The organism is Kitasatospora sp. NPDC094019, assembly GCF_044764505.1.
In the GTDB taxonomy this organism is placed as follows: domain Bacteria; phylum Actinomycetota; class Actinomycetes; order Streptomycetales; family Streptomycetaceae; genus Kitasatospora.
In genome coordinates, this window is record NZ_JBIWIF010000002.1 from 132,034 (window position 1) to 152,610 (window position 20,577).

Consider the following 20,577-nt stretch of genomic DNA (forward strand, 5'->3'; position numbering starts at 1 on the left):
GCCCGGCCGGGACCTCGGTGCTCCGGGGGAGCGGGGCGGGGGAAGATCGTTGTCGGGCGCGGGTGGCAGCGCGGGGAACGGACGGAAGGACGGGGTTGTGACGGGAGAGGTGTCGGTCGAGCGGCTGCTGCGGGCGGCCGGGGCGGCGTGCGAGGGTCAACTGCGCGCATGGGTGGACCGGTTGGGCGGGAGCGCCGGCGAGGTGGCGGCGTACCAGTTCGGCTGGTCCGGGGAGGGTCCCGGGCAGGGCGGGAAGTTCGTCCGCGCGGCGCTGACCTTGGCCTGCGCGGGGGCGGTCGGCGGGGACCGGCGGCGGGCGGTACCCGCCGCCGCCGCGGTGGAGGCCGTGCACAACCTCTCCCTGCTCTACGACGACGTGCTGGACGGTGACACCGTGCGGCGGCACCGGGAGGCCGCCTGGCGGGTGTTCGGGCCCTCCGCGGCCGCACGTTCGGCGGACGGGCTGCTGCTCACCGTCCTCGATGTCCTGGTGGACGGCGACGAGGACGGTGAGGTGGACGGCGCCGGGGACGATGTGGGCCGGGAGGCGTCGGCCGCGCTACTGGCGACGCTGGTCGACCTGGCCGTGGGGGAGAGCCTCGACCTCGCCTTCGAGGGGAGGGCGAGGGTGGGTCCGGACGAGTGCCTGGAGATGGTGGCGGCCAAGACCGCCTCGCTGTTCTCCTGCGCCTGCCGCCTGGGCGCGCTGTACGGCGTGGCCGGGCCCGGGGCGGTGGCCGGGTGGGCGGCGTTCGGTCACGATCTCGGCATGGCCTTCCAGTTGGTGGACGACCTGCTGGGGATCTGGGGCGACCCGGCGGTGACCGGCAAGCCGGTCTTCAACGACCTGCGTCGGCGCAAGCTCTCGGTGCCGGTGGTGGCGGCGCTCGACTCCGGCACGACAGCCGGTGACCGGCTCGCCGAGGAGTACCGGCGGGCGGCCGCGGGCGAACCGGTGGATCCGGCCGGGCTGGCGCTGCTGGTGGAGCGGGCCGGTGGGCGACGGTGGACCACCGAGCGGGCCGCCGGGCACGCGGCCGCGGCCCGTGACCGGCTGGGCGAGCTCACCGGGGACCGTGCCGCCGCGGCCGAGCTGGCGGCGCTGACAGCACTGATCACCGACCGGGAGTGCTGACCGGGAGTGCTGAAGGGGGCACCGCGGGGGGCGCTTGACCGCGGACCACCCGGTCAAGCGCGCGGTCCGGCCTCCTCCCACGGCGCCGGACCGTCCAGGATGTGGGCCCGGCCCTGGCGGTACAGTTCGGCGTCCACCTCCTTCAGGCGACGCAGTTCGGCGGGCCGGTGGAGCTCGTGCACCTCGGCCGGCGCGGCGTCGTGCCCGGTGGCGGCGAGCAGCGCGTTGACCGCCAGCCGCGCCGCCTGGTTGGCGCCCTCCATGGTGGCCAGGTTGACCGGGCACCGGGCGTGGTCGCCGGCCATGAAGAGGTTGGGCGCCGCGGTCGCGGCGCCCGGGCGGTGCGCCCAGGACCCGGTGGTGTTGATCAGCAGCGGCTCGTCGTTGACGGCCGGTCCCGGTCCGTCCAGGCCGCGCACCGCCGGGTCCAGGTGCCAGGAGTGCAGCAGCCCCCGGTGCAGGGTCGGCCGGCCGGGGCCGTTGAGTCCGTCGCGGAGCTGGGCCCAGACCTCGGTGGCGACCTCGGCCCGGGTGCACTCGCGGGCGGGCTTGCCGTAGCGGATGCCCGGGGTGTCCCAGTCCGAGATGTCGACCGACAGGCAGTCGGCGACCGTGCCGTCGCCGTACGTCGCGCGGAAGTCGCGGTCCCAGAACTGTGCCTGGCTGATCGAGGTCAGCGCCCAGGGCGAATCGAGGTACTGCACATGGCCGCGGACCACCGGCACCGGTTCGGTCAGATAGAACTGGATGCCCACCATCCAGTCGGTCCGCAGCTCCGTGACGCTCTTCAGTTCCGGGTCGGCGGCCGCCAGTCCGCGTTCCAGCAGAGTGCCGATCCGGTCGACCGGCAGCGCGCAGACGTAGTGGTCGGCCGTCAGTTCCTCGCGCCGCCCGCCCGGTCCGCGCAGGACCGCGCCGGTGACCGCGCCCCCGGCCACCGTCAGCCGGTCCACGGCCCACCCGAGCTCGGTCCGGACGCCCAGGGCGCCGAGGTGCGCCATCCAGGGATCGATCCAGGCGGTGCTGGTCGGGGCGTTCAGGACCCGGTCGGCGGCCTGGACCTCGCCGAGGCCGAGGAAGCCGTAGCCGAACGCCTCCAGGAAGCCGCCGACGGTGTGGGTGCTGCACACCTCGGCCCGGGCGGCCACCACCGTCCGGGTGTTCCCGACCACGCATGTCCGGCGGTACTCCTCCGAGGCGCCGTCGGCGCGGGTGTAGTCCCACCAGGAGGTGGACTCCCACTGGCCGAGCCGCCGTTCGTCGCTGCTGGTCATGTAGACCAGCAGCCGGTTCGCGTAGTAGAGCAGTTCCCCGTCGGTCAGGCCGGGACCGAGGGCGGTTCCGTTGCCGGGGCGCAGGCCGGTGGCGCGCAGGAACTCCAGCGGGCTGCGGGCCCCGGCCGCGAGCGAGACGTCCGTGAGGACTTCGCCGACCCGGCCGGAGCGGGCCGTCAGCATGTGCGTGGCCTCGCGGAGGTTTCCGGCGACGCCGTCCGGCCGACCGGTGACCGGGATCCGGCGCAAGGTGTCCGGCAGGCTCCGGTAGAAGCCGGGGAAGAACCGGAAGCCGTGCTCGCTCGGCAGGTCGAGGCGGCCGCCGGTCCCGGTGCCGGGGACGGCGGAGCTGCGCGCCTTGCCGCCCCAGCCGGTCGGTTCCACCACCGTGACCCGGTAGCCGCGTTCGGCGAGTTCCGTCGCCGCCGTGAGCCCGGCCACCCCGCCGCCCAGCACGGCCACCCGCCTGCCGCTGGTCCCCATGTCCGTCTCCCCCGCTCCCCCGACCGCTCCCGACGGACGATTCGATCATGGTCGGGGCGCGCGCGGCGAACGGGCGCCGGATACGCGCGCCAGCGCGTACGCTCGTGGCGGCCCGCACGGGGCCGGCGGGGGAGGGGTGCGCGGATGCTCGGTTGGTGGTTCGTGGTGACGCTGCCGGTGCCGGGGGACGGCGAGGACGTCGTGCTGGCCAAGTGGGAGGCCGGGCTCGACGGGATCGACTGGATCACCGGACTGGTCGCGGCCGGGCGGGCGGAACGGTCGCGGTTCGACGGCTACCCGCACCGGTTCACCGTCCGGGCCGGTGAGGTGCTGCCGCTGCTCGCCGACGGTTCGGTGCCCGGTGCCGGGTGCAGCTCGCGCGAGCTGCACCCGGACCGGATCGCCGGCTGCCCGGCGGACGCGCTGCTGACCGTCGACGCCTGGGACCAGTCCTGACTCAGCCGCCGGAGGCGGCCCGGGCGGCGGCGCGCTTGACGGCCTCGCGGATCCGGGGGTAGCTGCCGCAGCGGCAGATGTTCTGGATCTGGTCGATGTCGGCGTCGGTGGGCGCGGGGTTGCGGCGCAGCAGCGCGACCGCCGTCATGATCTGGCCGGGCTGGCAGAAGCCGCACTGGGCGACGTCGCAGTCCAGCCAGGCTTCCTGGACAGGGTGCAGGGAGTCGCCGTCGGCGAGGCCCTCGATGGTGGTGACCCGGCGGTCGGCGCAGTCCTTGACCGGCACGGTGCAGGGCTGGATCTCCTCGCCGTCCAGGTGGCTGGTGCAGGCGCGGCAGACGCCGACGCCGCAGCCGTACTTGGGGCCGGTGACGCCGAGCTTGTCGCGCAGCACCCAGAGCAGCGGCATGTCGTCCGGTGCCTCGACGGTGACCGGCCGGCCGTTGAGGACGAAGGTGTGGCTGGGCATCGGAAGCGCGTTCCTCGGGGTCGGGGGAGCGGGTGGGGGGTGACCGGGGCGGTCAGAAGTTGATCGGGAAGGAGCGGGGGCTGGTCCCGGTGGCCCGGGCGTAGGCGTTGGCGACGGCGGCGGAGGCCGCCGGGACGCCCAGTTCGCCCGCGCCGCCGGGCGGTCCGCCCGTCGGCAGCAGGTGGATCTCGACCACCGGCGGGGTGTGCCGCTGCCGCGCGTAGTGGAAGTCGCCGAAGCTGCCCTCGCGGACGGCGCCGCGGTCGATGTGGTTGCCGGCCTGGAGGATCACCGAGATCCCGTCGATCAGCGCGCCGGTCAGCTGGGCCTCCAGACCGGTGGGGTTGATCACCGTGCCGACGTCGGCGGCGATCACCGCCTTGGTGACCCGGGGCTGCTTCGGGTCGGACGCGTCGATCTCGACCAGGTAGGCGGCGCGGCCGCCGTTCTCGGCGTGGTAGCCGATGCCCTGGGCCTGTCCGGCGGGCATGGCGCGCCCCCAGCCGCCGGCCCGGGCGACCGTGTCGAGCACGGCCCGGCCGGCCGGCTCCCGAAGCCGGGCGCGGCGGAAGGCCACCGGATCCTGGCCGAGGCGGCGGGCCAGCTCGTCCGCCATGATCTCGTCGGCGACCCGGACGGTACCCGAGTAGACGGAGCGCCAACTGCCGGTCGGGATCCTCAGCGGCACCTCGGCGAGCAGTTGGGTCGGGATGCCCACGTTGTACGGGTTGCTCTGGCTGAGCAGGAAGAACGCCTGCGCGAGCGAGAGCCCGGCGACGGAGAGCTGGAAGCCGGCGGCGGTGAGCGCCTCGCCGAGTCCGTGCCCGAAGTCGGTCGTCACGGTGGCGGCGCGGTGCTCGTAGCTGAGCACCTGGCCGAGCCCGTAGGTGGCGCGGACCCGGTGGTGGCTGGCGGGGCGCATCCGGCCGTGCCGCATGTCGTCGTTGCGGGTCCACATCAGTTTGACCGGGCGGCCCGCGGCGCGGGAGATCTGCGCGGCCTCGACGGCGGCGTCGTAGAACAGCCGGCGGCCGAAGGAGCCGCCGCCGCGCACCACGTGCACCGTCACCGCGTCCTGCGGCAGGCCGAGCTCGGCGGCGATGGTCTGCTGCGCGACGATCGGGGTCTGCGCGGCGAACCAGATCTCGGCGCGGTTGGGGCGGACGTCGGCGACCGCCGTCAGCACCTCCATCGGCGCGTGGTTGACGAAGGCGAAGTCGAACTCGCCGTCCACGTACTGGGTGAGCAGCGGCGGGACGAGGAACGGCGCGTGCGCGGCCCGCAGTTTCGCCCGGATGTCGGGATCGGAGAGCGCCGCGACCGGGCCCGGGTTCCAGGAGGTGCGCAGCGCGTCGCGGGCCTTGAGGGCCTGGTCGAAGGTCTCGGCGAGGACGGCCACGCCGCTGGGCACGGTGACCACCGCGAGCACGCCCGGCATGGTGCGGGCGGCGGAGGCGTCGAGCGAGGCGAGGGTGCCGTTGATGGTGGTGGGCCGGGCGACGACGGTGGGCACCGCGCCGGGCACGGCGAGGTCGCCGGCGTACTCGGCGCGGCCGGTGACGATGTCGCGGGCGTCGATCCGGCCGGTCGGGCGGCCGATCACCCGGCGCTGCTCGGCCGGCTTGGGAGTGGCGGGGACGGCGGGAACGGCCACGCCGGCGGCCTCGACGGCGAGTTCGCCGTAGCCGGCCCGGCGGCCGTCGGGGGCGATCACGGCGGAGTCGGCGGTGCGCAGGGTGCCGGCGGGCAGCGACCAGCGGCGCGCGGCGGCGGTGACCAGCCGGGCCCGGGCGGCGGCGGCCGCGCCGCGCACCGGGTCGAAGAGCGTGCGGACCGAGTTGGAGGCGCCGGTGAGCTGGTTGAACAGCAGGTCGGGGCGGCCGTCGGAGAGCGGGACGTCGACGTCGGTCAGCCGTGCGTCGAGTTCCTCGGCGACCATCATGGCGACCGTGGTGGTGAGCCCCTGGCCGACCTCCAGCCGGGGCAGGTGGAGCACGGCGCGGCCGGCGGTGGTGATCTCCAGGACGAGCAGGTGCGCGGTCGGCAGGCCGGCGACCTGGAGGGCCTCGCCGAGGTCGACGATGTCCGGGATGCCGGGCAGGCCGAGCAACTGGGAAGGGGCGGCGGCGGGGGCGGGGGCCGCCGCGGCGGCTTCGGCGGCCCGGGCGGTGGCGGGTGCGACGGCGTCGGCTCCGGCCCGGGCGGCGACGGTCAGGGTCGGCGCGGCGAGCAGGTAGGTGAGGAAGCGTCGGCGGTCGGTCTGGTCGGTCTGGTCGGTCTGGTCGGTGCGGTCGGTGCGGCGGTCGGCCTGGCCGGTGCGGTCGGTGTCGGTCCCGGCGGGCGGTTGCTCGGCGGTGGGGCCCGTGCCGGCCGGGGGCACGATGGAGATGCTGATGGGAGGAGCCCCTCTCGCCGGGTGACGGCTCCGGACGGGCGGGCCGTGAGGGTCCCGCCCCGGTGCCGGGCGGTGCCGGACGGTGCTCGCGAGGGCGGGCACGTTCTGGTCGTGTCCACGTTCGCGAACGAGAACGCGGATGAGCATAGGAGGGGCCTACTGGCCGGTCAACACGGGCACTTGGGGCATGATCGGACAACTGTGCGGATGCCGGACGGGGCGGACACGGAGGGTGCGGGACACGCCGCGCGGGGCGCACGGTACCGCCGTCCGGGTGACACGCCCCCGGGGGGCGCGCAGCGGTCGCCGGGGGCGGACGGGGGCGCGGCCGGCGCCGGCGCGGGGGCGGTCCGGAGCGCGGGCGTCCGGAAAAACGGTTGCCGAAGTGGCCCAGGATCATGATGATCCACTGGACCTTCCGCGTGGTCCGCCGTCGGCGCAGACTGGTGTCCACACCGAAGTACCGCTGATGGCCCACCACCCCAGGAGCATCGTGCCGTCCCGCCGCACCCCGCCGTCCGGATCCCAACGAACCCTCGCGACAGCCCAGTTGGTGAGCGCGATCGGCGACGGCGCCTACTACACCAGCTCCGCTCTCTACTTCACCCGGATCGTCGGTCTCTCGCCCACCCGGCTCGGCCTCGGCCTCGCTGTGGCCTGGGCGATCGGTTCGATCGCCGGCGTCCCGCTCGGTCACCTCGCCGACCGGCGCGGCCCCCGGGGCACGGCTGCGGTGCTCGCGCTCGCCACCTCGGCATTGGCGGCCTCGTTCCTCGTGGTCGACGACTTCCTGCCGTTCCTGGTCGCCGCCTGCCTCTACGCCACCGCCCAGTCCGGACTGAGCGCGGCCCGGCAGGCGCTGGTCGGCGGACTCGTCCCCGAGGGCGAGCGGACGGCGGCACTCGCCCGGTTGCAGGCCACCCTCAACGCCGGGCTGGCGGTGGGCGCCGCGCTCGGAGGCGTCGCGCTCACGGTCGGGACCAGGGCGGCCTTCCTCGCCGCGTTCACCCTGACCGCGCTGGGCTTCCTGGCCACCGCGCTGATCCTGCTGCGGCTGCCGGCCGTGGTCCCGGCGGTGAAGGCCGGACCGGTGGACGGCACGGCGGCGGACGGCTCGGCGGCGTCCGGTGTCCGGGGCCGGGACGGCGGCTTCGCGGTGCTCGCGGACCGCCGCTACGCGCTCGTGACGCTGGTCAACACCGTGCTGCTGCTGCGGATGCCCCTGCTCAGCCTGGTGATCCCGCTCTGGATCGCCGACCGCGCCCCGCAGCTGGGCTGGCTCGGCTCGGCGCTCTTCGTCCTCAACACCGTCGGCGTGACCCTGTTCCAGGTCCGCACCGCCCGTGCCGTCACCGGCCTCCCCTCGGCGGCCCGCGCCGTCCGCCAGGCCGGCGCCGTCCTGCTCGCCTCCTGCGCGGTCTTCGCGCTCTCGGCCGCGCCGGTCCCGGTCTGGGCGATGGCCGCCCTGCTGGTCGGCGGCGCGGTGCTCCAGGTGGTCGGCGAGATGAAGCAGTCCGCCGGATCCTGGCAGATCGCCTTCGACCTGGCCCCGGCCGACCGGCTCGGCCAGTACCAGGGCTTCTTCGGCACCGGCGTGGCCGTCGCCCGCACCGCCGGCCCCCTGCTGCTGACCACCCTCCTCCTCGACGGCGGCGGCCCGGGCTGGCTGGTCCTCGGCGTCCTCTTCCTCGCCGCCGGCTGCGCCATGGCCCCCGCCGTCCGTCACGCCGAACGAGACCGTCCCTGGCTCACCCCCGCTCCCGCTCCCACGCCCGCGCCGCTCACCCCGACCGGCTGAGGCCGGCGGTGGAGGGCGCGGACGTCCCGCCGGGCAGACCGCTCCATCCCGGGCCGGACACCCCCGGTCGTTATGCTCCGGCGCGGCTGGGAAAGGCCCGGCGGAATGCCGTGGAGGTGCCGTGATGGCGGACAGGTCGGCGGAGTTCAGGCCCGGGGCGATCGCGGATCGGCCGGTGCGGCGGGCCGCGTTCGCGGCACTCGTGCGCCCCCCGGAAGGGGCTTCGACCCTGGTGGTGTCGGACGCGGACACGGGTGACCCGGTCGAGGTGACGGGTCTGCCGCGCCACCCGGTGCCGGTGCCGTTGGCGCTGGCCCGGGACGGCGCCCACCTCCTGGTCCGCACCGGACCGGAGGACCGGCCGGACCGGGACCTGGTGCTGCTCCGCCTCGCGACTGGTGAGAAGCGGGTGTTCGACGCGGACGCGGACGGCCTCGTCCACCAGGCGGCGCTCTCGCCCGACGGCCGTTCGATGGCGACGCTGACGGACGAGGGCGGCGTGCGGGTGGACGTCACCGAGCTGGGCACGGGTGCGCGGAAGACGCTGTGGTCGACCGAGGGCTGGCGGTCGGACGCCGGGCTGGCGTGGTCGCCGGACGGTGCCCTGCTGGCGGTGGGCTGCGTCGACGAGGAGGAGGACCGCACCGACACGGTGGTGGTGTCCCTGGCGGACGGTTCGGTCCTGGCCCGCTACGAGGGGCTGACGGCCCTGAGCAGCCCCAATGGGGCCTGGACCGGCGAGCGGGAGCTTCTGCTGGTCGAGGAGTTCCCCGAGGAGAGCGTCCCCCCGCTGTTCCTCCACGACGTGGCCACCGGGGGAGTCCGGCGTTTCGACCGGGTGCCCGGCCAGGTGGGCGGAGTGTCCGCGGTGGCCGCCGGACGGCTGGTCCAGCAGCTGCCCGGCGGTCTGTTCGGCTGCGCGCTCGACGGTACCGACCCCCGCCCCGTGCTTGGACTGCCCCCGACATACGAGGTCGGATTCTTCGATGTGAGCAGGTTGTTCTGACCCCGGCCGATCGGTGGCTCCGGGGGAGCGGGCCTTCGGCGCCACGCAAGTCGCCTCGGTCCTCGCCCCCGCCCGGACGCACCTCCGCTGGGACGGGGGGTCGGCAAGGAGTGGGAGCTGCGCAGGCCCCGGTCCTCGGGACCTAGAGGTGCGGGAGCACGAAGTCGTAGCCGGCCACCGAGTGGGCGCTCCCGGCCGGGCAGACGCCGTTGGTGGGGTAGCCGTAGAAGTAGAGCCCGTAGCACTTGGGGCAGAAGCGCCAGTTGCGCTGCGAGCCGGGGGGTTCCGGGATGTCGTGGGGCAGGACGAAGTCGTAGCCCGCGGCCGCGTGGGCGTTTCCGGCGGGACAGCGGCCGTTGTCGGCGTAGCCCCAGAAGAACATGCCGAAGCACTTGGTGCAGAAGCGCCACTTGTGCTGGGCGGTCGGCGTCTCGGGGATGTCGTGCGGGATGTTGAAGTCGAAGCCGGCCGCGTCGTGGCCGGAGCCCGCCGGGCAGGCGCCGTCGGTGGAGTAGCCGCGGAAGAAGAGGCCGAAGCACTTGGTGCAGAAGCGCCAGTCGGCCTGGCTCGCCAGGATCGAGGCGCCCTCGGCCGCGGCCGGGCCCGCCGTCGCCCCGATCGCGGCGACGGCGCCCAGGCCGGCCACCGCCGTGAGGCCCAGGGCCCGGGTCAGTACCGCGCGGCGGCCGGGCCGGGCCCGCGGGTCGGGTGCGGGATCGTCGTCGTGGGTGGCCGGGAAGCCCATGGGTGTCCACCTCTCCGCCGGTGGTGGCCGGCGAATCATCAGGCAGGGGTCGGTCAGGGTTTCGCAACGCCGAGTATCGATTCGGCGCTGTACACGGTCAACGGAGCGCGGGCGCACGACCCGGCGTCCGCCGCCCCTGGGCGCGCCCCCGGGCCGCCAGACCATACGGTTAATGATGATCTTCGGCCATCGACCGCACTGTTTCCCGTCAATCCGGCGCCGATAAAGGATATTGACGGCCATTCGGGCGCTCCTCGCAAGAATCTGCGGCCACCCACGTCTTCCCCTGTTGATCGAGGGCTGACAGGCTGTCCGGCGTTCGTAGAACCGGAGGAGGTTTCGTGTCCCGATTCACCGGCACGGTACTGGCGGTCACCAGTGCCCTCGCCCTCGTCGCCGGCTCGGCCGCGGCGGCCGTCGCAGCACCGGCCCCCGGCGTCGCCGCCGAGGCCAAGGTGGCACCGGTCGACTGGAAGCCGTGCAACCCCGATCCGAGCCAGCCGGACCCGAAGATCTACGACTGCGCCGTCTACCAGGTGCCGCTCGACTACGACCACCCCAAGGGCGAGACCACCGGCATCGCGATGATGCGCCGGCGGGCGAGTGACCCGGCCAAGCGGATCGGTTCGCTGTTCCTCAACCCCGGCGGCCCGGGCGGCAGTGGCTACCTGTGGGCCACCACCACCCGTTTCGGCAAGGACGTCCAGGACCGGTTCGACCTGGTCGGCTTCGACCCGCGCGGTGTCGCCCGCAGCAACCCGCTGAAGTGCTTCACCACCGACGAAGAGGCCGCGGGCGTCAACGACCGCATGATCGGTGTCCCGGTGACCAAGGCCGAGATATGGCAGACCATCGACGCCACCGAGGACTACAGCGACGCCTGTTCGCGCAACGCGGGCCCGCTCATCGAGCACATGTCGACCATCAACGTGGTCCGTGACCTCGACCGGATGCGGCGCGCCGTCGGCGACAGCAAGCTGAACTTCGCCGGCTTCTCCTATGGCACCCTGATCGGCGCCACCTACGCGGGCATGTACCCGGACAAGGTGCGCGCCCTGATCGTCGACGGCAATGTCGACCCCAACCTGCGGATGCACGACGGCGTCGAGTACGACCGTCAGCGCGCCGTCGGCTTCGAGGTCGCCCTGACCGAGTTCCTGAAGCGCTGCCAGACCGCCGGCGCCCCGCGCTGCGCCTTCGGCGAGGGCGACACCCGGGCCAAGTTCGACGCCCTCCGCGACCACCTGCGCACCAGTCCGATCACCCTGCCGGACGGCAGCCAGGTCACCCTGTCCAGCTTCACCAGCCAGGTCGCCAGCTCCCTCTACGCGCAGCGCCTCCAGGCGCCGCTCGCGGTGTCGCTGCAGGCCGCCTACCAGGTGTTCAACGCCCCGGCCGCCGCCGCCCAGGGCCTGGCCGCCGCCGCGCCGGCCGCCGTGGACCCGGCCGTGGTCGAGAACGCCAAGGTGCTGGCGAAGACCGTGCCGAACGCCCTGCGCGAGGCGCTGCCGGAGACTCCGTACTCGGCCGACGACTCCTACTACGGCGTCAACTGCCAGGACAAGCCGTACCCGTCCAACCCGTGGACCCTGGCGAACCTGGCCAAGCCGTGGGAGAAGGAGTCGCCGACCTTCGGCCGCTACCAGGCGTTCGACGGTCCGACCTGCGCCTCCTGGCCGGCCCCGGCCCGCGACGCCGAGCGCTTCACCGGCCCGTGGAACCGCAGGACCGCCACCCCGGTGATGGTCATCGGCAACCTCTACGACCCGGCCACCAACTACGGCTTCGCGCAGCGCATGCAGCGCCAGCTGGGCAACGCGGTCCTGGTCTCCGTCGACGTGGTCGAGCACTGCGCCGTCGGTCGCAGCGCGGCGCTGAACAAGCTGGTCACCGACTACCTGGTGAACCAGAAGGCCCCGGCCCCCGGCCAGCTGCTGAAGCCGGACGCCGAGGCGTTCCCGCCCGTCGCCTGACGCCACCCCGGAAACACCGAACGGCCCGCTCCCGGAAACAGCCTTCCGGGAGCGGGCCGTTCGGCCGTGCGGTGCCGGTGACGGGGCGCAAGGCGGTGGTCGGGGGGCGGGTCGACTGCCCATCTGGATCGGGTCGGTGACGCCCCGGACGTTCACGTCCAAGCCCGCCGGGCCCGGCCCTCGGACACTCGGAAGGCGATGAACCCGCGGGCGGCCGGGGCACGTGCCGCAGACCACCGCGCCGTCGCACCTCCGGCCTGGGCGGGGCAAAATGTCGGCCGGCGGCCAGGCGTTGACGCCTGCCGCCGCCCGACCGGATCCCACTGGCGGCGGTGTACTACCGGGCGAGCCTCACGATGCTCCGGTTGCGCTGCTGTTCGGAACCTCCGTCGCGACAGTGTGCGGCATCGTTCGACGCCGAGGATCGCTGCTCGGTCCGCAAGCCGCCCCACGCCCGGCGACGGGCGTGGGGCGGCTGTTGATGTGGAAGGCACCTTGATTGCCGCGAACGGAGTCCCAGGAGTGTTCTCACCCACGCCGGCTTGGTCCGGCTTCAGCACTGTGTGACGTGGATACCCTTGGACTGCCACGGTTCCGGCGCTTCGTCGGCGTCGGCGAGACGCTGAATCCATGCCAACTGGCTTTCGAAATAATCCCAATAGGGTGTCGGTCCGGCCTCGGCAGTTCCCTTGTCGAAAATGAGGATCGGCCCGTCCGTGCCGCGCTTCCCGTGGCCGTAGAGCATGACGCGCATGGTGTCGTCAGTCATCTCCATGGCGAAATTGCACGGAAAGTCGAACAAGTAGATCTTGAAGTCACCGCCGCCTGCCCGGGCGGCGGTGACCAGCGGGGTGAGAACCTCGCGCATGTACCGAGCTGGGTCCTCCATGGCAGCCTCGGCCGGCTCCAGTCGGTATCTGTCTGTTCGTGAGGCGCAGAAGGGATCCATGACAAAGACTCGGACCGGCACCTCAAGCGACTTGGCGACGAGCAGTTCACGTAGCTCGTCAGTGCCATAGAAGTTGCGTGTCAGGCCGAACATGGTGATTCTCGACCGGGCACCGCTGATGCGGTGGACGAGATCGGTCTTCGAGTCGGCGTTGGTCAGCGGAAAGAGGTCTTGGAGACCGGACGACTCCAGATGTCCCAACATGCGTCCACTGTAGTCCCGGCCGAAGCCGAGACGATCTGGACGTGTGGAACAGGTGCGACAGAGGTGGTCGATCCGATCGTCCGAGGGACGTCGCTGGTCGTGATCCCACCGACACGACTCCGCGTCCGACATGGCAGGGCGAGTAGTTCATCGTCTTCGTACTCGTGACCGATCCGTGCAGACGGATCGGACCGGCTCCGGTCGCGGGCCCAATGGCGAGCCTCCAACGGATGCACCTGGGGGTGGGGCCGACAGGGTGCGGTCGACGGTTTTCTCCAGGATGGCGCCCTCGCGGAGGCGGGTGAGGCGAACTTCGCGTGCGCCACGCTCCAACTGCCGTCGAGTGGCCCGATCTGCTCGCAGTAATGACCACGCGGAGCAAAGCAACCTGCCCGCGCTCCGAAGCAGCTGTTCCCCGAGCGGCGGGGGAGGCATGCGCCGCCCCCGCCGAACCGGGCCCCGCTGGGTGGCTGCCGGTCGACCTCGCTCCTCCCCTCGTGGGCGCTGAGGGCGTACCCTCCGACTAGGCGTGACACCGTCAGGGAGCGACCATGAGCGAACTGCCAGCAGAACTGACCACAGGCGAGCGCATCCGGCTCTATCGCGAGCGAGCGGGGTTGACCCGTGCCGTTCTCTCCGGGCTCGTTGGACGGTCGGAGGGATGGCTGAAGAAGATTGAGCTGGGCGAACGCGACCTGAGGAACGTCGGCATGCTGGTTCGCTTGGCGCAAGTGCTGCGGCTGCCTGAGTTGGGTGCCCTGACCGGAACTCCGGGGGCGGTCCCTGTCGGATCCTGGGGGAAGTTGTCGCATGCGTCGGTCCCGGCGCTTCGCGACGCCGTTCTCGCGAGTATCTACCGCCGGCCGACGGACTTGCCGACAACTGCGGAGGAGTTGTCCGGCCGAGTCCGTCAGGCATGGACCGTCTGGCACGTTTCTCCTCATCAGCGCACGGAGGTGGGCGCGCTGCTGCCAGAGTTGATCACGGCGACACACGCGCTCGTCAAGGGTCGTGAGGGCGCGGAGCGGCGAGCGGCCTATCGGGTCATGGCGGAGACGTACGCGCTTGCGCAGCAGTACGCCGCTCACACGACGGAAGCGGAGCTCTACTGGCTGACGGTCGACCGCGCCCGCATGGCGGCGGAGGAAGCCGACGATCCGGTGATGCTGGCCATAGCGGCGTGGATCGTAGGAAACGGGCTGCGGGACTCCGGGGGAGGGGATGAGGCGCTCCATCTCGTGTCCGACGCTGCCGACTCTCTCCGGCCGCACTTGGAGGCCGGATCCGATTTGCTGCGGAGCACGTTCGGCGCTCTCTGCCTCCACGCTGCTGTCACATGTGCGAAGGAAGGGCGGGAGGGAGACACGTGGCGGTGGTGGGACGAGGCTGATCGGACCGCGCGCCGACTCGGCCACTATGCGCACCCGTTCACTATGTTCGGCACAGGAAACGTTGCCGTCCACGGAGTGACGCTCGGTGTCGAACTGCGAACGCCGGGAGCCGCGCTTCGACGCCTGACAGACGTGCAGCCCGAGTCCATCCCCTCGACGGAGCGTCGGAGTCGGCTCTATGTGGACGCGGCCCGATCCGAATTCGCCCGCCGGGAACACGCCGGTGCGCTGCACTACATCCGTCGCGCTTTCGATACGAGCCCGGAGGCGGTGCGTTACGTGCCGCCCGCTCGCGCACTGGTGGTTGACCTGACGCGTGTCGCTCAGGGGCCGCTCCGCAGCGATGCCGTGGCCCTGGCGGAAGAGGTCGGAGTGGCCGCCTGAAGATCGTTGACAAGGGGCCCCAGTTTGGGGCCCCTGGCCTCACCGCGAGCCCGTAGCGTCCTGTGACGATACGGGTTCGCTGCGTGAGGGAGACGACGGATGGCGACAGCAGGACGGCAGTACGGAGACGCGAAGAAGCCGTTCGCCGAGCGCACGGCTACCGCGCGGGTGCCGGTGGACTGGAGCCCGCTGGACGACTACCGGTCGACTCCGCGAACGGCGCCGGGTGTCGCCGAAGTCGTCCAGCGGGACGCCATTCGTGCGCACTGCTCGTGTCCGCAGTGCGCCGCTCGGCGGGCCGCGTGACGGCGGGCGGGCTGGAGCCCGTGGATCCGTGGCAGCGTCTCGATCCTCGCCGGATCCGCGCGGGCCTCGGAGAACAGTCGGTCGGCACTCGCCCCCGCCCGCGGCAGATCTTCCGCTTCATCGCGTGGACGCTCCGGACCGATCTGGAGCCGGACCGGCCGCCCAGGATGCACCGCTACCGGTGCGTCGGTGAGGCGGAGGACGGGACCCATTGCGGCGCAGAGGGGCCGGAGAGCAGCGACTTCGCCACAGCCCAGAAGTGGCCCGCGGAGCACCTGCGGAAGGAACAGAACCACCGCTCCTACGAGCACATCGTGCGCACGCCCTGGCTCATGGTGCCGGCGGAGGAGCCGTGATGGTGCACCTTTCTACTGACTCGGAGCCGGAAGCCCCCGTCTGCCTCATGTGCTCAGCATGGGACGCGCTGGAGCGCGTCTCCTCGGAATCCGGCGACCACTCCCGGGCCCTGGACGCCCGGTTGAGCGCCGCCCGGCACCAGGAGGCCCACCACCGTGGATGACGTGGACGACCTCATCGCGAAGCCGACGGTCCCGCCCGCACAGGCCCGACCCCGGCCGGTGCTGAGCCCGGAAGAACACGCTCCCGGCCCGCTGGCACCGGACGAGCGGGAGCGCCGGGCCGACATACTCGCCCGCGTCCGCCGGGCCAATCACCCCACGATCCGCTGACGCGCGCCCGCAGACTCCAGGGCCGGTGACGGGCAATCACTGCCGCTGGCTCGGGTCCTCCGACCGAACTCCAGGGAGCGAACCTGATGGCACGAAACCGCGACCCCGACCCGGACCTCGCCGTTCACCCGACGGTGAGCGAGGGACACCGGCAGGCCGCGACGGCGCACACCGACGACGCGCGCAGGAAGCATGAGCGCGGCCAGAGCGCGCACACGCAGATCACCTACGCGAACAACGCGAACCGGACGGCGTCGCGACTTCGTCGGGAGGGACGCTAGCGTGCGCACGGAACCACGGTCCGACCGAGGGAGCGGGTTCCACGGACCCGATGACGATCCCCCCGCGCTGACCTTGATGGACATTGCAGGGTGCGAGTGCGTCAGACGGGCCGACGGCGGATGCGTCGACAACCTCCCGCTTCCACCGCTGCTGGGTGTCTATCAGCACCCGGACGGCCGGGTCGGGATCTTCCTCGGGCGGCGTCGGCACGGGGATCCGGTCACGGGGCGGGTCGCCTTCACCATCGTTGCCTTCCGTGACGTGCGTGCCCGTGCCAGGGGAGCCTTCTGGGCTCTGAGGTGTGCCGGACCGGTGCCGTCGCAGAACCCCTACGAGGCCGCCCGGCACGACCGCCCGCCGGAGAGTGTGCGGCGGCGACCCACGCGCCACTGAACTCCCTTGCCGGCCGGCGATCTTGTCGGAGAGCAGCCGGAGCGGGCCCGCAACACCAAACGGCCCCGGCGTCGTTCGACGACCGGAACCACCAGTGAGAGGAGAACCGGTATGGGCGAGAGGACCCCCGGCAAGGCGGGCGGAGGCAAGGGCGGCGGTCACTCGGGGGCGCCGGAAACCTCCCGTCACGACGAACAGCGGGACGCGCCGCCGAAGAACCTGCCCAAGCCCGAAAAGCCCTGAGGAGGCAGCATGACCTGGGACACCTTGACCGACGCGCTCCGGGACTCCGGCGCGCTCCCGGCCGACTGGGAGAAGGTCTTCCGGTCCACCCCGCGCTACCGGCTCACCCCGGACCGGATCGGTGTCGACGGGGCGTGGATCGACCGTCTCACCGACCCGCGCCGGTGGACGGAGGCGGTCGTGTCGGACCAGCCCCTCGTCACGCAGGTCTACGACGGCACCGCCACGGCGTCGTCCTCCAGCTCCATGCCCACCGTGGTCGCGAAGATGCTCGGCCACCTGGACGTGGCCGACGGCATGCGCGTCCTGGAGGTCGGTACCGGAACGGGCTGGACGGCCGGACTGCTGGCACGCCGCCTCGGCGCGGACCGCGTGGTCACCGTCGAGACGGACCCCGGTCTGGGGATCGACGCTCGTGCGAGGCTCGCCGCGATGGGCCTGCACCCGGACGTGCTGGTCGCGGACGGGATGCTCGGCCACCCCGCCGGGGCACCCTACGACCGGGTACACCTCACGGCCGCCGTGCAGCGGCTGCCCGGGACGCTGATCGAGCAGACGAGACCGGGCGGCGTGCTCCTCGTGCCCTACGGGACGGCGTTCTGCAACGGCGCGCTGGCGCGTCTGGTGGTCGCGGACGACGGCAGGTCGGCCACCGGCCCGTTCGTCGAGGACGTCGCCTTCATGTGGGTGCGCGACCAGCGGCCCGACAGCGGTGAGTTCGACATCGACGAGGTCCGCCACGGCCCGTCCGAGATCGACCCTGCCGAGATCGCGGACTCCACCGACGCGGCGTTCGCGATCGGACTCCGGCTGCCGGGTCTGTTCCGGCAGGACGTCTGGGCGGGCTACGACCGGCTCGGCACGGGCCGGTTCGAAGTCTGGGACGGGGTGTCGTACGCACACTGCCGCCTGGCGGACCGGCGAGCGGGCCATGCCGTCTCGCAGTCCGGTCCGCGGGACCTCTGGGACGAGGTGACGGCCGCGTACCACTGGTGGGAGCGCCAACGGCGGCCTGGCCTGGACCGGTTCGGTCTCACAGTGACGGTGGCCGGTGAGCACCGTGCCTGGCTGGACGACCCGGACCACGTGATCGGGTAGTCCCCGGGCCCCGGTCGGACGTTGCGCCGACCGGGGCCCGTTCGCTTTCCTGCCGAACGCCAGTGGAGATCACCCCGGCGGGGGCGTCCAGCCTGCGGCGCGCAGCGTCAGGAGGTCAGCAGGCCGCGCACGGCGTCGCTCACCTCGGGCAGCTCACCGGGCAGGGCCCACTGGTGGGCGTCGTGCTCGGTGAGTACGACCGGTTCGGTCTTCTCCACGGTGACGGCGAAGTTGAACTGGCGTGTGGTCCCACCACGGCTGTTCCGGTAGTCGAAGTGCCCGATGTAGTCGGTGACCTGGTCGACGGTCAGGCCGGTCTCCTCAGCGGTCTCCCGGTACATCGCCTCCAGGATCGTCTCCCCGGGCTCGACGGTGCCGGAGGGGATCTCCCACATCCCGCCCATGTAGTCGTGGGGGTTGCGGCGCACGAGCAGAACCCGGCCGTCGTGGTTGATCACGGCGGCGGCGACGAAGCCGGTGATTCCGGCGGCTTCGGCTTCGGCTGCCAGGCCGGCCACGAACTCGGGGGAGGTGATCAAAGCAGCTCCTTGTAGTGGTCGCTGATCTTGATGGCCGCGCGGAGGTATCCCTCGGCCAGTTCGAGATCCTGCTCACGATGCCAGACCGGGAGCTTGATCGTATGGGCGTGGGCGTGCTCGGCGACGGGGAAGTCCCCGGCCTTGTAGCGACGGTGGGAGCGAGGGTGGTCGGGGAACAGTGGGCTCGGCTCCTGGTACAGCGGCAGCTGGTTCATGGGGCAGGTGGAGCCGGGTCGGTCGAACTCGGTGGCGCCCTCGGCGATCAGCGCCTCGTGGAACCGTTCGATCGGCAGACCGCCGAGCTCGTCGGGCCGGTAGGTCAACGTCAACCCGTACCAGGACGGGACCACCCCTTCGGGTATCTCGGTGACCTCCAGGCCCGGTATCCGGGCCAGCTGGCCGGTGAGGAAGCGGGCGATCTCCCCGCGTTCGGCGAGGTAGCCGTCGAGCCGGGTGAGCTGGTCGTGGGCGATGGTGGCGGCGAGCGGGTGTATGCGGAGCTTGAGGCCGGCCCCGGTGACCGCGTACCGGGCGAGCGGATGGCCCTCCGGGATCTCGGACTTGGCCCGCTTGTTGTAGTGCGCGAGTGTGATGACCCGGTAGTAGGTGTCGTCGTCGTCCGTGAGGACGAACCCGCCTTCGCCACCGGACAGCGGCTTGGGGCCGTTGAGGGAGAACGCCGAGGCGAGGCCGAACGTGCCGACCTTCTGCCCGGCGATGCTCGCGCCGTGCGCGTGGGAGCCGTCCTCCAGCACGATGAGGTCGCGGGCGTCGGCCACAGCCAGGATGCCGGTCATGTCAGCGGGCTTGCCCCAGAGGTGGGTGACCATGACCGCCCGGGTCCGGGGAGTGATCACCTCCTCGATCCGGTTCGGGTCGATGTTGCCGTCCGGCCCGGTCTCGCACAGCACCGGCACCGCACGGAAGTGGAAGAGCGGGGAGGCGGTGGCGTGGAAGGTCAAGGCCGGGACGATCACCTCGTCTCCGGGCTCGATCCCGGCGGCCCAGTAGCCGGCGTGCAGGGCGGCGGTGCCGGAGCTGGTGGTGACCGCGTGCCGGACGCCGAAGTACTCCTGCAGGCCGTCCTCCAAGTCGGCGACGATGCCGGACCGGCCCGGGATGGAGATCGCCGCCTCCAACTGGGCGGCGACCTTGGCGCGAGTGGTGTCGTCGATCGGCGGCCAGGCGAAGTGCGGGCCGGCGGCGGTGACGGCGGGCTCGCCGCCGAGCAGTGCGAGCGGGCTGGTCACAGCATCTCCTTCGGGTCGATGTAGTGCCCGGCTGCCTTGGACCGGTAGCAGGAGGCGATGAACGCGGCGTGTGCGAGGTGCTGGTCCGGGCTGGAGGTGTTGGGCCGCTCGCCGTCCAGGACCCGGCAGAAGTAGTCGATCTGCGCAGCCGATGTCGAGGCGGGCGCGTGCGGGCGCGTCAGCTCCTCCACGATCGTGCCGCTCAGGTCGAGCCGTTGGACCTGGCCTCTGGTCAGCAGCACCGAGCCGCGGGTGCCGACCACGTGCAACCGCTCGGTCTTCGGGGCCACCCACCTGGAGAGCAGCACCGAGCCGTACAGGCCGGTGTCGTAGCCGAGCTGGATGACGGCGGTGTCCTCCGCGTCATATCCGGCGCCGGGGACGGCGGCAGTGGAGAACTCGGCGATGACCCGGTTGGGCATGCCGAAGTACCACAGCAGCAAGTCGATCAGGTGGTAGCCCATGTCGATGATGCAGCCGCCCCCGGCCTGCCGGACGTTTCCGCGCCATCCGCCTCCGGGGTCGTCGGTGTGGAAGGTGTACTGGCCGTCGATCAGGAACGGGGTACCGATCTGGTCCAGCAGCCCGGCGACGCTGCTGTGGATCGGGTTGAACCGCCGCTGGAGCGTGACCATCAGCTCGACCTGACCGGCCTCGCAGACCCGGGCGAGTTCCCGGGCCTCCTCCACCGAGGTGGCGAACGGCTTCTCCTTGAGAATGTGGACGCCCCGTGCGGCGCACTCCTGGACGACCTCCCGGCCGGCGTGGTGCGGGACGGCGACGACCGCGAAGTCCGGGGACAATGCGTCCAGCAGCTCACCGGCACGGGTGAATCCCGGGACCCGGAGAGCTTCCTGCCGCTGCCGCAGGGTGCCGGGGTTGTTGTCGCAGATGGCGACGAGCTCGGCCCTGCTGGAGCCGAGCAGGCCGGGCAGGTGGTCCTCGAGCGCCTGGTGGCCGAGGCCGATGACCGCAACGCGTCGTTTCATGCGCGGACTCCTTCTGCCGTGTGAAGGAACTTGTCGGTGCACGACGAGTAGAGCTCAACTCGCTGTGACCATACAGACGTTGTCCGTAGTCCCGGGGTAGTCCCGCCCATACGCGCAGTACGCTCA

Annotated in this window: 20 protein-coding genes; 12 read left to right on the forward strand and 8 right to left on the reverse strand. The window is 72.4% G+C overall.

Translation table 11 applies throughout. The features are described 5' to 3' along the window. Positions 1–97: 97 nt before the first annotated feature. Positions 98–1,135, forward strand: a complete 1,038-nt coding sequence (locus ACIQ9P_RS05660; protein ID WP_402350195.1) for a polyprenyl synthetase family protein — start codon at positions 98–100, stop codon at positions 1,133–1,135. A gap of 53 nt (positions 1,136–1,188) precedes the next feature. Here the strand turns inward: ACIQ9P_RS05660 and ACIQ9P_RS05665 are convergent, their stop codons facing one another. After that, positions 1,189–2,892, reverse strand: coding sequence for an FAD-dependent oxidoreductase (locus ACIQ9P_RS05665; RefSeq protein WP_402350198.1), 1,704 nt, complete (start codon positions 2,890–2,892; stop codon positions 1,189–1,191). 144 nt (positions 2,893–3,036) lie between these two features. Between ACIQ9P_RS05665 and ACIQ9P_RS05670 the strand changes: the two genes are divergently transcribed. Continuing rightward, positions 3,037–3,348, forward strand: coding sequence for a hypothetical protein (locus tag ACIQ9P_RS05670; RefSeq protein ID WP_402350201.1), 312 nt, complete (start codon positions 3,037–3,039; stop codon positions 3,346–3,348). A 1-nt stretch (position 3,349) separates the two neighbouring features. On the opposite strand, the gene ACIQ9P_RS05675 is transcribed toward ACIQ9P_RS05670, so the two are convergent. Continuing rightward, entirely contained in the window at positions 3,350–3,817 is a 468-nt protein-coding gene (locus ACIQ9P_RS05675) for a (2Fe-2S)-binding protein (RefSeq protein ID WP_402350204.1), read from the reverse strand. 52 nt (positions 3,818–3,869) lie between these two features. After that, positions 3,870–6,197: a molybdopterin cofactor-binding domain-containing protein gene (locus ACIQ9P_RS05680; protein WP_402350207.1), complete on the reverse strand. Its 2,328-nt coding sequence runs from the start codon at positions 6,195–6,197 to the stop codon at positions 3,870–3,872. 484 nt (positions 6,198–6,681) lie between these two features. On the opposite strand from ACIQ9P_RS05680, the gene ACIQ9P_RS05685 reads away from it, so the two are divergent. Beyond that, on the forward strand, positions 6,682–8,010 hold the full coding sequence (locus ACIQ9P_RS05685; RefSeq protein WP_402350210.1) for an MFS transporter: 1,329 nt from the start codon (positions 6,682–6,684) through the stop codon (positions 8,008–8,010). Positions 8,011–8,134: 124 nt separating this feature from the next. Continuing rightward, positions 8,135–9,016, forward strand: coding sequence for a WD40 repeat domain-containing protein (locus ACIQ9P_RS05690; protein ID WP_402350213.1), 882 nt, complete (start codon positions 8,135–8,137; stop codon positions 9,014–9,016). A 142-nt stretch (positions 9,017–9,158) separates the two neighbouring features. Here the strand turns inward: ACIQ9P_RS05690 and ACIQ9P_RS05695 are convergent, their stop codons facing one another. Further along, positions 9,159–9,761, reverse strand: a complete 603-nt coding sequence (locus tag ACIQ9P_RS05695; protein ID WP_402350216.1) for a hypothetical protein — start codon at positions 9,759–9,761, stop codon at positions 9,159–9,161. 341 nt (positions 9,762–10,102) lie between these two features. On the opposite strand from ACIQ9P_RS05695, the gene ACIQ9P_RS05700 reads away from it, so the two are divergent. Further along, on the forward strand, positions 10,103–11,734 hold the full coding sequence (locus ACIQ9P_RS05700; protein ID WP_402350218.1) for an alpha/beta hydrolase: 1,632 nt from the start codon (positions 10,103–10,105) through the stop codon (positions 11,732–11,734). 553 nt (positions 11,735–12,287) lie between these two features. On the opposite strand, the gene ACIQ9P_RS05705 is transcribed toward ACIQ9P_RS05700, so the two are convergent. Next, the gene (locus ACIQ9P_RS05705; protein WP_402350221.1) at positions 12,288–12,887 is read right to left on the reverse strand and encodes a hypothetical protein; all 600 of its coding nucleotides are present in this window, start codon (positions 12,885–12,887) and stop codon (positions 12,288–12,290) included. A gap of 551 nt (positions 12,888–13,438) precedes the next feature. Here ACIQ9P_RS05705 and ACIQ9P_RS05710 point away from each other — a divergent pair. The 7 genes from ACIQ9P_RS05710 to ACIQ9P_RS05740 all read left to right on the forward strand — a co-directional run bounded on the left by ACIQ9P_RS05710 (position 13,439) and on the right by ACIQ9P_RS05740 (position 17,673). Continuing rightward, entirely contained in the window at positions 13,439–14,662 is a 1,224-nt protein-coding gene (locus ACIQ9P_RS05710) for a helix-turn-helix domain-containing protein (RefSeq protein WP_402350224.1), read from the forward strand. 99 nt (positions 14,663–14,761) lie between these two features. Next, a complete protein-coding gene (locus ACIQ9P_RS05715) occupies positions 14,762–14,968 on the forward strand; it encodes a hypothetical protein (RefSeq protein ID WP_402350227.1) in 207 nt (68 codons plus the stop codon). A gap of 20 nt (positions 14,969–14,988) precedes the next feature. Further along, positions 14,989–15,324 (forward strand): hypothetical protein, encoded by a 336-nt coding sequence (locus ACIQ9P_RS05720; RefSeq protein ID WP_402350230.1) that lies wholly within the window; start codon positions 14,989–14,991, stop codon positions 15,322–15,324. A 156-nt stretch (positions 15,325–15,480) separates the two neighbouring features. Beyond that, positions 15,481–15,657: a hypothetical protein gene (locus ACIQ9P_RS05725; protein ID WP_402350233.1), complete on the forward strand. Its 177-nt coding sequence runs from the start codon at positions 15,481–15,483 to the stop codon at positions 15,655–15,657. A gap of 86 nt (positions 15,658–15,743) precedes the next feature. Next, the gene (locus ACIQ9P_RS05730) at positions 15,744–15,938 is read left to right on the forward strand and encodes a hypothetical protein (protein WP_402350236.1); all 195 of its coding nucleotides are present in this window, start codon (positions 15,744–15,746) and stop codon (positions 15,936–15,938) included. A 505-nt stretch (positions 15,939–16,443) separates the two neighbouring features. Next, positions 16,444–16,575: a hypothetical protein gene (locus ACIQ9P_RS05735; RefSeq protein ID WP_402350239.1), complete on the forward strand. Its 132-nt coding sequence runs from the start codon at positions 16,444–16,446 to the stop codon at positions 16,573–16,575. 9 nt (positions 16,576–16,584) lie between these two features. Then, entirely contained in the window at positions 16,585–17,673 is a 1,089-nt protein-coding gene (locus ACIQ9P_RS05740; RefSeq protein ID WP_402350242.1) for a methyltransferase domain-containing protein, read from the forward strand. A 107-nt stretch (positions 17,674–17,780) separates the two neighbouring features. On the opposite strand, the gene ACIQ9P_RS05745 is transcribed toward ACIQ9P_RS05740, so the two are convergent. From ACIQ9P_RS05745 to ACIQ9P_RS05755, 3 genes are read right to left on the reverse strand one after another with little or no spacing between them, the layout of a single operon-like run. Beyond that, on the reverse strand, positions 17,781–18,212 hold the full coding sequence (locus ACIQ9P_RS05745; RefSeq protein WP_402350245.1) for an NUDIX hydrolase: 432 nt from the start codon (positions 18,210–18,212) through the stop codon (positions 17,781–17,783). Further along, on the reverse strand, positions 18,209–19,462 hold the full coding sequence (locus ACIQ9P_RS05750; protein WP_402350248.1) for a DegT/DnrJ/EryC1/StrS family aminotransferase: 1,254 nt from the start codon (positions 19,460–19,462) through the stop codon (positions 18,209–18,211). Before ACIQ9P_RS05750 ends, ACIQ9P_RS05745 begins: the two co-directional genes overlap by 4 nt. Next, positions 19,459–20,451: a Gfo/Idh/MocA family protein gene (locus ACIQ9P_RS05755; protein WP_402350251.1), complete on the reverse strand. Its 993-nt coding sequence runs from the start codon at positions 20,449–20,451 to the stop codon at positions 19,459–19,461. Before ACIQ9P_RS05755 ends, ACIQ9P_RS05750 begins: the two co-directional genes overlap by 4 nt. Between the last annotated feature and the right edge of the window lie 126 nt (positions 20,452–20,577).

Coding starts and splice junctions, on each gene's coding strand:
- ACIQ9P_RS05665 (WP_402350198.1), bottom strand. CDS start 2,892: ATGGGGACCAGCGGCAGGCGGGTGGCCGTGCTGGGCGGCGGGGTGGCC.
- ACIQ9P_RS05670 (WP_402350201.1), top strand. CDS start 3,037: ATGCTCGGTTGGTGGTTCGTGGTGACGCTGCCGGTGCCGGGGGACGGC.
- ACIQ9P_RS05675 (WP_402350204.1), bottom strand. CDS start 3,817: ATGCCCAGCCACACCTTCGTCCTCAACGGCCGGCCGGTCACCGTCGAG.
- ACIQ9P_RS05685 (WP_402350210.1), top strand. CDS start 6,682: ATGGCCCACCACCCCAGGAGCATCGTGCCGTCCCGCCGCACCCCGCCG.
- ACIQ9P_RS05690 (WP_402350213.1), top strand. CDS start 8,135: ATGGCGGACAGGTCGGCGGAGTTCAGGCCCGGGGCGATCGCGGATCGG.
- ACIQ9P_RS05695 (WP_402350216.1), bottom strand. CDS start 9,761: ATGGGCTTCCCGGCCACCCACGACGACGATCCCGCACCCGACCCGCGG.
- ACIQ9P_RS05705 (WP_402350221.1), bottom strand. CDS start 12,887: ATGTTGGGACATCTGGAGTCGTCCGGTCTCCAAGACCTCTTTCCGCTG.
- ACIQ9P_RS05710 (WP_402350224.1), top strand. CDS start 13,439: ATGAGCGAACTGCCAGCAGAACTGACCACAGGCGAGCGCATCCGGCTC.
- ACIQ9P_RS05715 (WP_402350227.1), top strand. CDS start 14,762: ATGGCGACAGCAGGACGGCAGTACGGAGACGCGAAGAAGCCGTTCGCC.
- ACIQ9P_RS05730 (WP_402350236.1), top strand. CDS start 15,744: ATGGCACGAAACCGCGACCCCGACCCGGACCTCGCCGTTCACCCGACG.
- ACIQ9P_RS05735 (WP_402350239.1), top strand. CDS start 16,444: ATGGGCGAGAGGACCCCCGGCAAGGCGGGCGGAGGCAAGGGCGGCGGT.
- ACIQ9P_RS05740 (WP_402350242.1), top strand. CDS start 16,585: ATGACCTGGGACACCTTGACCGACGCGCTCCGGGACTCCGGCGCGCTC.
- ACIQ9P_RS05755 (WP_402350251.1), bottom strand. CDS start 20,451: ATGAAACGACGCGTTGCGGTCATCGGCCTCGGCCACCAGGCGCTCGAG.